Consider the following 14,101-nt stretch of genomic DNA (forward strand, 5'->3'; position numbering starts at 1 on the left):
AAAATTTTTAAAATTTCTGATAGTTTTCACTTTTTTCTTTCTGGATACTGTAACAAGTATTTCCTGAGGCTTAGTCGATAAAAAAAGCGCCAGAACTATTCTGCGCTTTTTTAAGTATTCAGTTCTTGAAGGATACGCTGTATATTTCTCATATCATAAGACGATAAAATCTTTGACAAAACATAAACGCGAGCTTCATTATATTGGTCTGAATCGTGCTGAGTTTCATTGGTAAGTATGAGGTCATATTTTTTATGCGACACATAACGTTCACTGTGAACACCATTCAGAGGGCGTATTTTACTTATCAGTAACTCACTCAGCGTCTCTTTATATAAATCGTCTAATTTTAAGTCGATCCCGACCTGTAAAACTTTAGTCATTTTTGACGTGATAAATACCAGTAAACTGAGATACTTTGACAATAATATCGTCAGTAAACTCTTTTGTCTTTCCATTTGATTATCGAATTTCCAAGTACTGGTCTCCAGCAATTTTTCGGCGAAGGGATTTAACGTTTTCCCGACAGGCTGCTTTTCTTGAATGAATACGGTCTCGTCATAGTACTCTATATCGCCTCTAAAAAAATACAGGAGCGTGTGCATGTGTGTCAAATGATAATACATTTCTCTCTCCAGCATATAAGGTAATCTGCGATAGTTGAAGTGTATGATTATGGTCTCGGCAATATAGGTGTCCAGGGAAGCAATGGGAGCGTGTCTGTCCCGTAATAGCCGGTATTCATGAAAATCATTTTCAGAAAGGATCGAGAAAGCAAGCAGATAAGCAAAATGCAGCATTGCTTCTCCTTCATCCACTTCGATTGAATAGCGGCTGAAATAGCGGAAAACCATGACTTGGATTTTATGATATAAAGGATCTTTCAAGTAAGGCTGCATTTGATTACGCAAATAGTCCGTTTGCAGTTTTTTAATGGTGATACGCATTTTACTTATAATAAGCCATATCCTCAACTTTTGCTTGTTTTCAGAAGAAATCGTAACCTTCAAGTAATTTTCCAGAGATTGTATGGTTTGAGTCAGCTGATTACTCGTAAACTGAGAAAGCAGTTTTCTTTTATCTTCTATATAATAATAGAACTGAAAATAAAAATACCTGATTTGCAGCTCTTCCCCATCGAATCGTCCATTGCGGATCTTTATGTTAAATTCCTTTAAGTAATTATTTAATTCTTTGATTTTACGAAATAAAGAAGATTCACTGATGGCTAATTTTTGTGCCAATTGCGTGATCGTAAATTTCTGATACTTAAAAAGAAAGGTAATGATTTTAGTTTTTACGGACTGATCTAAATAGCGACGGTAAATTTGCAGAAGGGACATCTCATCTCCCAATTTCAGATTGATCGTTTGTCCATCATAATGAATAGCAATGCATTGATTGCTTGTTGCTGTCCAGGATTTAATGGATTCCAAATCATTCTCAAGAGAAGCTTTTGATACCGATAAATGATCAAGCATATCATTATAGCTAATGCTGCCATGATGCGATATCAGCTGACTTAAAATCGTCATTTCTCTTACTTCATTCTTCTCAAGGAAATCTTCAGCCTTCATCTCCGTCAACCCTTTCGCCCATCCAGGATACCAGATTAGTGGTCGCAATCATTTGTGTGTAGGAAGGGTGGAAAAAATAATCCTTCTGCTGTAGGTCTTCAATCGTTTGTCTGGTTTCTATAGCTAAGGCCAGTGTATTTATTTTTTCCAGTATATTGACTGTTGATATCATTTGTGCACCCAGTAGTACGTGCGTTTCAGCATCATAAATCCACTTCACTGTGACTGTATTCGCATTTTGAAGACTTGTCAGTTTTATTTTTTGACGAGTGGTTTTGACTTTGTGATTGGAAAAAAGACTCTCACCTTCCGTCATTCCAGTACTGGCAACATAGTAGCCAAAAACGTTTGTTCCAATCGTCCTTAACGACCCTTTAAATTCAAGCTCGGGTTCATTCAGATTGGCAGCCGCAACAATCCCCGTCCTCACAGCATTATTTATCAAGGGGATATACACCTGATCGTTATCCGGCCCTGAAAGCTGAATACAATCCCCTACAGCAAAAACATCCTTTATCGATGTCCTTAAATAACGATCCACAGCTATCGTCTGATCGGTGTGCTGGGCAATATGAGTATCTAAAAAAGGCAGATGTGGTCTCACATTCACGCTCATGATAACTGACTCACTTGTGACAGAATCATCAGCAAAGTGTACGTTAACCTCGTGATCAGACACTGCATCTATGGTAGAAACTGTTTTTCCCAACTTTAAATCGATCCCTCTATCGATCATTTTCCGTTGAATAGGCTGGATCATATCTTCATCCAGATATTTAAACATGATATAATCCATGCTCTCGATCATTGTCACTTTTTTCTTCTGTGTGGATAACAAGTCAGCCGCTTCTATGCCTACTTGTCCTCCACCGATGATCGTGATGCGTTCACTCGCTTTTACTTTAAGTAAAGCAGCCTCTGCTTCTTCATATCGTTTATACTTGAGCACACTCTCTTGTGCACTTCCTTTAATTTTCTCTGATAATTGCTTTGAACCCGCTGCAATAATCAATTTATCATAAGCGATCATTTCATACTTTCCGAAATAATGATAGGTGATGATTTTTTGAGAGGTGTTTATTTTTTTTACGTTCGCCTCCAGATAATAATCAATACGACTTTCCTCTAATTGTTCTTCTGTAATGAACCGTGCTTCATTTAAATCAGCGATTTCATTCCTCCAGTATAAATGCAGACCATTCGGAATATAGGCAAGTGTGGTCTGCTTTTCCAGAAGAACGATTTTTGCTTTTGGATGCCGTTTGCGCGTCTCCAAAGCTGCAGCGACACCCGCAAAGGATGCGCCAATAATAACTACTTTCATTCTATCGCTCCTTTATTCATCGTTTGTAAAACAGTATATCATAGCACACATACTTTCTGGGGTTACTTTGAAACCACAGAGCATTTTGTATGCTTTAATAAAAAAGCAGACGTTTACTGGACTTGTTACTTAAAAAAGGCAAATAAAAAACAGGCTCTAAAAAGCCTGTTCAATCGATGGTCGCTACTGGGCTCGAACCAGTGACCCCTACCTTGTCGAGGTAGTGCTCTCCCAACTGAGCTAAGCAACCGTATTGGGTTATTTCTATTTGATTATACAATATGCTGGGTCAAAAGTAAACCTTTTTTAAAGTTTATGTACTCCTGCTTTTCTTTTTTCAGTAAATCATTCATAATAGAAGGGACAGAATAAGGAAGGATCGATACAATGGATACGACGTACTTTAAAAAGTTTTACAAAAAAAATCATGATGATAAAACTGAGTCCTTATTTTTAGCCGGAGTGATTTCAAAAAAAGAAAAAGATGTCCTCTTGAATCGAACGTTGGAACTCGATTCGGATACAGGCAATCATATGATCGAAAATTATATTGGTAATTATTCCATGCCTTTAGGTGTTGCAATGAACTATGTTATTGATCAGGAAGAAGCAGTTGTTCCTATGGCTATCGAAGAGCCCTCTGTGATTGCGGCTTCAAGCTTTGCTGCCAAGATTATTGGAGCATCAGGCGGTTTCAAAACAAGCGTCACCCAGAGAATGATGATCGGACAAGTCACTTTGAAAGCAGTCCCTGATCTTACAGCAGCGGAACAAAAAATCAAAGAAGCAAAAAATGAAATTTTAAGTCGGGCGAATGAGGCTCACCCCTCAATTGTAGAACGTGGCGGCGGAGCAAAGAATCTGAAAGTTCGTTTACTGTCAGATAACGCACATCCAGAAATCCCGTCTTACTTATCCGTGCACGTCCATATCAATACACAGGAAGCAATGGGTGCGAATATTGTTAATACAATGATGGAGAGTATTGCGCCTTACCTTGAGGAGTTGACCCAAGGCACAGCTTTACTTCGCATACTGACAAATTATGCCACTGAATGCCTGGCTACCGCAACATGCGTCATCCCTTCGCACAAACTGAAAACGGAAGAGTTCTCAGGAGAAGAAGTTAGAGACCGTATTATTGAAGCGACTGAGATCGCTACAATTGATCCTTACCGGGCGGTGACGCATAACAAAGGGATCATGAATGGGGTAGATGCTGTTGTGCTCGCTTCGGGTAATGACTGGCGGGCAATTGAAGCAGGTGTACACGCGTATGCCAGCCGTTCGGGACAGTACCGGTCCCTGACGTCCTGGACGAAAAATGATACAGGCGACTTGGTTGGAGAACTCACACTTCCTCTTCCTGTGGGGACGGTGGGAGGATCGATTTCTATCCACCCTGGCGCTAAATTAGCCCATTCGATTATGCAGAACCCTAGTGCTCAAAAACTTGAGCGTATCATCGTCTCAGTTGGCCTGGCTCAAAACTTCGCAGCAGTCAGAGCGCTGGTTACAGAAGGCATTCAAAAAGGGCATATGGGTCTTCACGCTAGGTCTTTGGCCATCAGTGCCGGAGCTAAAGGCGACCATATCCAGCAAGTAGCCGATATCCTTAAGCATTCAAAGCATAAGAATCTGCAGCGTGCCAAAAATATCCTGCTCAACATACTGGAAGAATTTGAAAAATAAAAACTATTTAAATTAAAGACTTCAAGTCGTTGCTCCTTTTTCTACTAAGAGAACATTCGGCATATTATCAGTAAGTATAAAATTTAGGCGGGAGAGTATTCACTGATGCATACTCTCCCGCCTAAATGTACATCTAAAATCAATTATTTATTTTCTGTTGCCGGTTGTCTTTCTTTTCCATCTTCTGTTTCGTCATCCAGACTAAGCAGTCGAGCATTAATTGCTACGATCACTGTACTTAGTGACATGACTGCAGCACCTATAGCAGGGGTTACAACGATCCCCTGACTATACAGGACTCCTGCTGCAAGTGGTATGGCAATAATATTGTAGCCGGCTGCCCACCACAAATTTTGAATGTTTTTTCTGTGTGTTGCCTTGGAAAGATTCAATGCATTCAGTACATCTCTCGGATCACTGTTGACCAATATGATATCGGCCGTTTCAATCGCGACGTCTGTACCGGCACCGATGGCAACACCGATATCTGCAGCAGCAAGCGCCGGTGCATCATTGATACCATCACCGATCATGGCCACTTTTTTAGTTCCGTCTACCTGCAGTCGCTCAATATGTTCGGACTTCTGATCAGGCAGCACTTCAGCTATCACTTCTGTCAGTCCAAGTTCTTTACCGACACCATCAGCAACGCGCTGATTATCACCGGTGATCATGACCGTATCAATGCCTCTTTCTGAAAGTTCTCTGATCACTTTGTAGGAAGATTCTCTGATGATATCACTCAAAGCAATCATTCCCTGCAATTTGCCGTTTTTCAGTACAAAGACAACTGTTTTCCCTTGCTGAGACAATTCTTTAAATCGGTCTTCATCAAAAGTGATGCCTTCTTCCCGCATTGCTCCTGGGCTTAAAATAGCAATCGTATCTGAATCTATTTTTGCTTCCAATCCTCTACCAGTTAAATTGTTGTAATCTGTGACGCCAAGGCGCTGAATCTTTCTTTCTTCACCTTCGCGAACAATTCCTTTGGCGATTGGATGGTCCGACTGGCTTTCTAATGAATAAGCCAGTTGAAGCAGATCTTCTTCACTTATATCTCCTTCAGGAACGATGGCATCAACGCCAAAAGTACCTTCTGTCAGCGTGCCTGTTTTATCAAAGACGACTTTGTCAATATTTCGTGCTGTTTCAAATTGTGTTCGGTTTCTTATAAGCAGACCCTTTTGAGCCGCTATGGACGTTGAAACTGAACTGACCAATGGCATTGCCAGACCAAGTGCGTGAGGACATGCGATAATCAAAACAGTCACTGTTCGTTCCAATGCGAATTCAAATTCGGCCACATTTACCCAATAGATCATTGTGAGTATACCGGCTCCAAGTGCGACATAGAAAAGCCATTTTGCTGCTATGTCCGCAAATCCCTGAGCACGAGATTTTGTAGCTTGAGCGTTTCTAACCATTTCAACGACTTGCGAAAGATAGGTTTCTTCTCCCACCTTACTGACTTCTACTGTCAGAACACCCTCACCATTAATGGAACCACCAATGACTTCCTGCCCTTCATTTTTTTCAACAGGGACAGACTCACCCGTAAGCATTGATTCATCAATGGAAGAATTTCCTTCTATAATCTCACCATCCAAGGGTACCTTTTCTCCTGATTTTACCAGAATTTTATCACCCGGATGCAATTCTTCAACGGATACTTCTGTGGTATTGCCTTCATCATCTAGTTTATGCGCCTCATTAGGCATAAGGTTTATCAGTTCTTCGAGCGCTTTTGATGCACCCATTTGAGATCGCATTTCTATCCAGTGACCCAGCAGCATTACAACGATAAGTGTGGCCAGTTCAAAATAGAAGTCACTCCCTTCAATAAAGAACGTGGTCAATGTACTATACACATATGACGTTGTTATAGCTAATGATATCAGCGTCATCATACCTGGCGTGTGGTCATCGACAACTTCAGATTTCAAACCTGTTAAAAACGGCTTTCCTCCATAGAAGAAAACGAACGTCGCGAGTGCAAATAGAATAATATCTGACCCCGGGAAAGATATCTCAAACCCAAATAAGTTTTGAAGCATGGGTGCGAGTATGGCAATGGGTATAGAAACAACAGTTGAAATCCAAAAACGTTTTTTGAAGTCTTCTACCATATGCGCATGATGGTCGTGATGACCGCCATGTCCACCGTGTCCTTCACTTTGGTGGTTATGATGTTCATGTTCCTGATGATTTTTCTCAGCCATTAAACTCATCTCCTTAAGATTACATCCTTTTCGTTTACATTTGTAATTGTTAAGTTCAATTTATCACTTCCATCTCGCTTTGTCAAACGATTAACCTCTTAATTTCAATATACGACGGCAAGGAAAGCCTATCAAGCAATAGCACTTTAATTATTGACTTAAAAATTAAACACTCTGGAAGCAAAGAATACCTTTGCAACAGAGTGTTTATTCAAATCATATATGCTAAAAAAGTCATTCAAATTATCTAGTGTCAACGAGTAATATTACCCAAGTCTTTTTTCCTTTTTATTCTCTTTTCAGGATTCATTTTCCAGATGATTATTGCCATGACAAACAATTCCGCAAGAACGAACGAGAGCCAGACACCTTTCATCCCCAGTAACCGACTCAGTATCAGAACGAAAGGTACAATGAAGACTCCTCCTCTTAGCATCGAGAAAAGCAGCGAACGTTTCGGCTGATTCGTCGCGCCAAAGTAACTTGTCGAAACAATATTGATACCGGCGAAGAAAAAACCTGAAAAATATATAAGGAGTCCCGTTGTCGCCATGTCAGCTATATGTGGATTCTGTTCACTGTTAAAGAGCATTATCAACTGATCAGTGAATAAAAATGTATTCAGATAGATAATTGAACTTAAAAGCAGCGATGTTCCTAACGACAAGACAAGCACTTGTTTGATTTGAGTGAGGTTTTTGAGACCATAACTCTCACTGAACAGCGGTTGCGTTCCTTGTGCTATACCTGCAAAAAGAGACAGCACGACAAAAGAAACATTGGCAATAATACCATAAGCAGCTAAGCCATTATTTCCTTCCAGAGAAAATATGATCGTATTGAACGTAAACATAACAACCGATCCAGATATTTCATTTACAAAGGCAGAAGAACCCAGAAACATAACATCCCGGACTAATCGTTTTTCTAATTGCTGAAAAGTAAAGGAAAGCTTGTTCAGAGGTTTAAAATAGTGGATCATCAATACACCCAGACTAATAACAGGCGAAAGACTGGTTGCCAGCGCAGCACCAAACATCCCCATTTCAAGCGGGAAAATAAAGATATAGTCAAGTAAGACGTTCAGCAAACTGCCTGTAATCATACCAAACATGGCAAGTGTCGGGTCTCCGTCATTCCTCACAAAAGAAAGTAACGTATTATTCAAAATAAAAAAGGGCGCGAACGTCAAAACTGTTCTTAAATAAACTTGTGTCGTCTCAAAGGTTTCTAGATTCGCTCCAGACACTTCAGCTATAGCCCCAGAACCGAATTGTCCCACTATAAAAAACACACCACCGATAATAAGTGTGAATAAAAGGGTTTGAGAATATACCTTCGCCGCCTGTTCTTGTCTGCTTTGAGACTGTAAAATTTTATACCTCGTTGCTCCCCCAAGTCCGAGCATCAGTCCAAATCCATGCATGATCCCAAATATAGGAATACTTAAATTCAAAGAGGCAATACCATTTGGTCCTAAAGCCTGGGCGATGAAAAATGTATCTGCCAGGATATAAAAAGATATCCCAAGCATACCCAGCATATTCAGACTAACATATTTCAAAAACAACTTTACACTTCGCTGCATCCTGTATCTCTACTTTCCATTTTTAAAATTTCTAAAGACAAGCTTACTTAAACTTACCAAGGAAGTCAATCGCAGGTCTCTTACTGTTTTTTTGATTTATACAAGACTAATCTCTTGATAGCTAAACCTTATGTTAAAGAAGATTCAAGAGCATGTTAACTTCCCTTTGCCTACTTTTCTTTTGCTAAAGGGCACGCTTTCCCATCTTGTGTGACCTTTATCTGCTTCTATACTTCAAAAGGGCACGTATTCCCTCTTTGTGTGCCCTTTGTTCGCTTACTTTCTTGCAAAAAGGCACGCTTTCCCATCTTGTGTGACCTTTGTTCGCTTGCTTTCTTGTAAAAGGGCACGCTTTCCCATCTTGTGTGACCTTTGATCGCTTACTTTCTTGTAAAAGGGCACGCATTCCCATCTTATGTGCCCTTTGTCTGCTTGCTTTCCTCCAAAAGGGCACGCATTCCCTCTTTGTGTGCCCTTTGTTCGCTTGCTTTCCTCCAAAAGGGCACGCAATTTACTATAAGCTGTTATTTGTTTATATCAAGTTGTTGAAACTGACTGGCGGTCAGTTTCATCCACTAAAAATGTTCTTTTAATTTCATTTGTATCGTTCGCACTCCCCATTTATAATATAAGAATGTAGATATTCAGAAATTTAAAGGGGCGTACATGATGTTTTTTGGAGTGTTTATAAATACATTGGCTATTTTTACAGGAAGTATCATCGGTTTATTTGTGAATAAAGGCATTCCTTTACATATCGAAAAAGCACTGATGAAGGCTTTGGCTCTCTCTGCAATATACATCGGCATTACCGGCCTCTCTTCCGGAGAAAACACGATCGTCATTATTCTTTCTATGGTAATAGGCGTAACTCTGGGCGAACTAATCAAACTGGATAAAAAAATCAATCAGATAGGTGATAAACTGGAAAAACGTTTCCCCGGCAAAAACGATTCCGACTCTTTGTCAAAAGGCTTTGTTGTAGGAAGTCTGATCATGGCGGTAGGTGCAATGTCGATCGTCGGTCCTCTTGAAAGTGGTCTTTCAGGAACGCATACGATTCTACTGACAAAATCAGTGATGGATGGCTTAACTAGTCTGATTCTTGCATCCAGCATGGGTATCGGTGTCTTGTTTTCAGGGGTTCTCGTTTTTCTTTATCAAGGTGCGATCACACTATTTGCAAGTGGACTCGATACGATTCTAACGGACTCAATGATCAACGATATCAATGCTATCGGCTCACTTCTTATCCTGGCTCTCGGGCTTAATATTCTTGAAGTGACAAAAATAAAAGTCATGAATTTTGTCCCGGCGATTGTTATCCCGATTTTATTTTTCTTGTTTTATTGAAAAAAGCTGTTAGTTAAAGACAAGCACTTTCCAAATTACTCTGGTCAGCGGGTCTTAACTAACAGCTTCTTTTTATTATTTAAACTTTTTTCCAAACACAGTTTTACTTTATCATTTGACTACCTATTTTATTTCGTACTTTCTAATATTCTCTTTAATAGCCACCAGATAGGCTCTTCCTTCTGACAACTGGTCACTGTTTGTTTTGAAATCAGATCCATCTTTAGGCAAGGATTTTTGCAGTAATTCTTCGTATTCTTCGATAGATAATTCACGACGATTTTCGAGCAAGGCTTCATGTGTTTCTTTATTGAGATATTCTTTATAGCCCGACTGTATCGTACCGCTGAAAAATTCACCGACTGCTCCAGAACCGTAACTGAATAATCCAATGCGTGAACCAGAAGGCAACTCATCGGATTGCTCTAGTAAAGACAGCAGACTTAAATACAAGGATCCTGTATAAATATTGCCTACTTGTTTGTTGTAGACGATGCTTTTTTCATAGTGAGTCATCAATCGTTCGGTCTCTTCTTTTGCGTCTTTAGTTAGTCTGAGGATTGCTTTTTTTGCCATTTTCGTATACGGCAAGTGAAAACAGACCGCCTCGAAATCTTTTAAGTCTCTATCCGTTTTTTCCTTATAGTTCTCCCAGACATCTTCAAGGAATGAAAGGTAAGACTCATTCGAAAATTTTCCGTCGACGAAGGCGTAATCAGAATAAAGGGGTCTCCAGAAATCTGATATATCCTTGGTTAAAGCTGCACTGTCATTATCCAGTGCTAAAATGCGAGGATCGCTTGAAATGACCATGGCTACAGCTCCGGCTCCCTGCGTCGGTTCACCAGATGTATTCAGTCCATATTTGGCAATATCCGAGCCGATAACTAGTGCTTTACTCTCTGGATTCAGAGCGATATGTCCTAAAGCCATTTTGATTCCACCTGTTGCACTGTAGCACGCTTGTTTCAATTCAAAAGAACGCGCGTTTTTCTGGGTACCGGTCAAATGATGCACCCATACAGCAGCAGATTTTGAGTGATCGACGCCGGACTCTGTGCCAAATAAGACGAGGTCGATCGCTTTTCTGTCTTCATCATCCAAGATCGACAGAGCAGCGTTCACAGCCATACTGACTGCATCTTCATGAAGCGATGCAACGGCCATTCTTTCCTGGCCAATACCGATAGTATATTTAGCTGGTTCGACACCTCTCACTTCAGCCAGTTTTTCCATGTCTACGTATTGTTCAGGTGTGTAAAATCCTATTTTGTCTATTCCAATGTTCAACAGCTTATCCTCCTATTTAGAGCTTTGTTTATTCGTCCTTTTTTCAGTATACCTGAGCTTCTTTAAAAAAGACTTAAGAAATGCTTTAATCTTTCATCTTAATAATCAATTTTCCGCGGACATGTCCCGTTTCACTTTGTTTATGCGCCTCTCTTACAAATGCTTCTTTAAAAGGAAGTACGTCAGAAATCACGGGTTTCAGTTTTCTCTCAACGAGCCATTCATGCAGCTGGTCAAGTGCTTCTTTTGTTGGGTTCATTGAAAAGTAATTCGCATCGTAGGCTTCTGTATCTACATAGTCACTAGGGTCACCGGCAATTGACAATAGTCTCCCTTTATTTTTTACTAGATAAAGACTTTTCTCTAATACTGAGCCGCCTATAGTATCCAGGACAAAATCGATATCTTCCAGAACTTCATCAAAGGCTTCCTTCTCATAATTGATCGCACGATCTGCGCCAAGTGCCTTTAATAATTCTTGATTGCTTGTGCTTGCGGTTGCGGCAACCCACGCACCCTTGTTCTTGGCAATTTGAATAGCCAGTGATCCGACGCCTCCTGATCCAGCATGAATCAGTACGCGTGAATCTTTTTGGACTTTTCCTCGTCTGACAAGTGCTTCATAAGCGGTTTGTCCAGTTAAAGGCACTGCCGCTGCTTCTTCATAAGAGATCGACTCGTCCAATATCACCGCTTTGTCCGGCCTGACAGAAACAATCTCGGCATAGGTTTTGGAGCCATTAGCCATGACACGATCACCTACTTTGAAATCCGTGACCGCCTCACCGACTTCAATGACTTTGCCAGACACATCCCCTCCAAGGATCATCGGAAATTTTCCGCCATAATCCCCTTTTCTTCGTTTGATATCTATTGGATTGACACTCGTTGCATGCATCTCAACCAGCATGCGATCGGGTTTCAGTTCAGGCTTCTCTATGTCTTTCATAACCAACTGGTCTACGCCACCAAATGTTTCAATAACAATAGCTTTCACTTTATGTGCCTCCTGTAATATTTTTTATCTGCTCTCTTTTATGCATCTGTATTTTCGTACGTATGCAGCATTTCCATGACCTCTTCATCTTCCAGCTGTTTAAAATCGGCGTAATAAGCTCCGACAGCACCTTTGAAGGTTTCCGGGATCAGAACAGCTGCGATGTCATCCACCAGAGATTCAAGTTCCTTGTACGTATCTTTTGGTATCACCGGTACAGCAACGATTATTTTTCTGGCTTCCTGGGCTTTCGCCGCTTCGATCGCAGCCTTCATCGTCATTCCCGTTGCAATTCCGTCATCGACGATAATGACTGTCTTTCCTTTCAGCGGTTTTTTAGTTATTTCTTTCGAATACATCCGCTGACGACGCGCAATCTCGTTACGAATACGTTTAAGCTCCGTGTCCAGCCATTCCTGATCCAATAACTCTTGAGTTGTTTCATCTAATATCGGATCACCATGTTCAGATAAGGCACCCACTGCATATTCAGAATGCGACGGATGACCGATTTTTTTTGAAAGAATAACGTCAAAGGGGATGTTGCGTTTCTTTGCCAGTTCGATTCCCAAAGGTACACCACCACGTGGAAGGGCAACAACGACAGACTTTTCAGGATTTTTTACATCAACTTCTTCAGCCAACTGTCTTCCTGCATCTATACGGTTTTCAAAGAGCATAAATGATCCTCCTTAAATAATTCCTGAGTTTTTCATTTGTTTAAAGTATAACATGAATACACTAAGTCAAATATTATAACGGTTCTACACAGTTGTATATTCTCTAGTTTATAAGTGGTCTTAATTTAAAAAAAATCTCATTTCGTTTATACTACATAGAAAGAGTTGATTATTTATTAACTAAGGAGGAAATATTATGTCATTTATTAAAGGTGTTTTGACTGGTGCAGCTTTAGGATTATTATTTGCACCAAAAAGTGGTAAGGAAACACGGGCAGACCTACGAAGAAAAATGGACGATTCAAAAAAATCCGCAAGTGACTACGCAGATAAAGCTAAAGTGAGATCTGGTGAAATGTCCCAGACCGCAGGAGAAGCTACAGAAAATATTAAACTTACCTTAAGTAAAACAGCAAAAGAACTCCGTGAACAGCTGCATCGTGCATCAGAAGAAATAAAAAATGAAGCACGTACGCTTAAAGATGATGTGAAAGAAACAGCAGAAGATGCTTATGTCGATGTAGCTGTCGAAGTTGAGGATGCTTCTGAAAAAATACGCAAAAACGTTGATGACTCCACCCCAAACAGCTTGCAAGCTGAAACCTCACAGTCAACGACACACGAATAAATCAGGAATTTCCCAGACTCAAAACGGTCTGGGATTTTTTAAAATTTTTAATATTTGACACATTATCTGTATTCAGTTACTATTGTATTGTAAATATTTCGAATTAGAGATATATCAAACGAAAAAGGAGAGAATTTTATTGGCAAATGTTAAATTATCTATTATCTACTACAGTTCAACGGGTACAAACTACCAAATGGCTCTTTGGGCTAAGGAAAAAGCAGAACAAAGCGGAGCAGAAGTCCGTCTGCGCAAAGCGAAAGAGCTCGCTCCAGAGTTTGCTATCGAACAGAATCCTGCCTGGAAAAAGCATTACGATGAAACACAGCATGTAGAAGAAGCATCTTCTGATGATATTCTATGGGCAGATGCTTTGCTTTTCAGTGCACCTTCTCGTTTCGGTACGATGCCAAGTCAGTTAAAACAGTTTCTTGATATCCAGGGTGGCTTATGGGCAAACGGGAAAACTGTCAATAAAGTAGTCAGTGCGATGACTTCAGCTCAAAACCCTCATGGCGGACAAGAAGCCACACTCTTATCCCTATATACTTCCATGATGCATTGGGGAACAATTATCGTGACGCCTGGTTACACAGACCCTGTATTGTTCGGTGCCGGCGGTAATCCTTATGGTACTTCAGTTACTGTCGATCAAAATGGAAACATGCAGGAAGATGTTGAAGATGCCGTCAAGCATCAGGTTGCACGTGTCCTGGAAGTCGCTTCTAAAACGCTAGAAAGTTAATTAAAAAT

General features: G+C 40.3%; 11 protein-coding genes and 1 tRNA gene. 4 read left to right on the top strand and 8 right to left on the bottom strand.

Annotated elements, in window-relative coordinates; all coding sequences use genetic code 11:
• Positions 1-110 precede the first annotated feature (110 nt).
• From AKA01nite_RS01985 to AKA01nite_RS01995, 3 genes are all read right to left on the bottom strand, one after another.
• Positions 111-1,577, bottom strand: coding sequence for an AcpB/EbpR/MafR family transcriptional regulator (locus AKA01nite_RS01985; RefSeq protein WP_146923287.1), 1,467 nt, complete (start codon positions 1,575-1,577; stop codon positions 111-113).
• A complete protein-coding gene (locus AKA01nite_RS01990; RefSeq protein WP_146923288.1) occupies positions 1,567-2,901 on the bottom strand; it encodes an FAD-dependent oxidoreductase in 1,335 nt (444 codons plus the stop codon). Before AKA01nite_RS01990 ends, AKA01nite_RS01985 begins: the two co-directional genes overlap by 11 nt.
• 177 nt (positions 2,902-3,078) lie before the next feature.
• Positions 3,079-3,151, bottom strand: a tRNA-Val gene (locus AKA01nite_RS01995).
• Between the two features lie 137 nt (positions 3,152-3,288).
• Between AKA01nite_RS01995 and AKA01nite_RS02000 the strand changes: the two genes are divergently transcribed.
• Positions 3,289-4,593 (top strand): hydroxymethylglutaryl-CoA reductase, degradative, encoded by a 1,305-nt coding sequence (locus AKA01nite_RS02000; RefSeq protein WP_146923290.1) that lies wholly within the window; start codon positions 3,289-3,291, stop codon positions 4,591-4,593.
• Positions 4,594-4,736: 143 nt separating this feature from the next.
• Here AKA01nite_RS02000 and AKA01nite_RS02005 read toward each other — a convergent pair whose 3' ends face one another.
• Together AKA01nite_RS02005 and AKA01nite_RS02010 are read right to left on the bottom strand one after the other, a co-directional pair.
• Positions 4,737-6,812, bottom strand: a complete 2,076-nt coding sequence (locus AKA01nite_RS02005) for a heavy metal translocating P-type ATPase (RefSeq protein WP_146923292.1) — start codon at positions 6,810-6,812, stop codon at positions 4,737-4,739.
• 253 nt (positions 6,813-7,065) lie between these two features.
• On the bottom strand, positions 7,066-8,400 hold the full coding sequence (locus AKA01nite_RS02010; protein WP_146923294.1) for an MATE family efflux transporter: 1,335 nt from the start codon (positions 8,398-8,400) through the stop codon (positions 7,066-7,068).
• A gap of 666 nt (positions 8,401-9,066) precedes the next feature.
• Here AKA01nite_RS02010 and AKA01nite_RS02015 point away from each other — a divergent pair.
• The gene (locus AKA01nite_RS02015; protein ID WP_146923296.1) at positions 9,067-9,753 is read left to right on the top strand and encodes a DUF554 domain-containing protein; all 687 of its coding nucleotides are present in this window, start codon (positions 9,067-9,069) and stop codon (positions 9,751-9,753) included.
• 123 nt (positions 9,754-9,876) lie between these two features.
• Here the strand turns inward: AKA01nite_RS02015 and AKA01nite_RS02020 are convergent, their stop codons facing one another.
• The 3 genes from AKA01nite_RS02020 to AKA01nite_RS02030 form a co-directional block, all read right to left on the bottom strand.
• Positions 9,877-11,043 (bottom strand): hydroxymethylglutaryl-CoA synthase, encoded by a 1,167-nt coding sequence (locus AKA01nite_RS02020; RefSeq protein WP_146923299.1) that lies wholly within the window; start codon positions 11,041-11,043, stop codon positions 9,877-9,879.
• Between the two features lie 85 nt (positions 11,044-11,128).
• Positions 11,129-12,040 (bottom strand): NADP-dependent oxidoreductase, encoded by a 912-nt coding sequence (locus AKA01nite_RS02025; RefSeq protein ID WP_146923301.1) that lies wholly within the window; start codon positions 12,038-12,040, stop codon positions 11,129-11,131.
• Positions 12,041-12,078: 38 nt separating this feature from the next.
• On the bottom strand, positions 12,079-12,720 hold the full coding sequence (locus AKA01nite_RS02030; RefSeq protein WP_146923303.1) for a phosphoribosyltransferase: 642 nt from the start codon (positions 12,718-12,720) through the stop codon (positions 12,079-12,081).
• A 196-nt stretch (positions 12,721-12,916) separates the two neighbouring features.
• Here AKA01nite_RS02030 and AKA01nite_RS02035 point away from each other — a divergent pair, with 196 nt between their 5' ends.
• Both AKA01nite_RS02035 and wrbA read left to right on the top strand, forming a co-directional pair.
• The gene (locus AKA01nite_RS02035) at positions 12,917-13,348 is read left to right on the top strand and encodes a YtxH domain-containing protein (protein ID WP_146923305.1); all 432 of its coding nucleotides are present in this window, start codon (positions 12,917-12,919) and stop codon (positions 13,346-13,348) included.
• 139 nt (positions 13,349-13,487) lie between these two features.
• A complete protein-coding gene (gene wrbA, locus AKA01nite_RS02040) occupies positions 13,488-14,093 on the top strand; it encodes an NAD(P)H:quinone oxidoreductase type IV (RefSeq protein ID WP_091635150.1) in 606 nt (201 codons plus the stop codon).
• Positions 14,094-14,101 lie beyond the last annotated feature (8 nt).

Origin of the sequence: Alkalibacterium kapii (assembly GCF_007988865.1) — a bacterium.
GTDB classification, from domain to species: Bacteria; Bacillota; Bacilli; order Lactobacillales; family Carnobacteriaceae_A; genus Alkalibacterium; species Alkalibacterium kapii.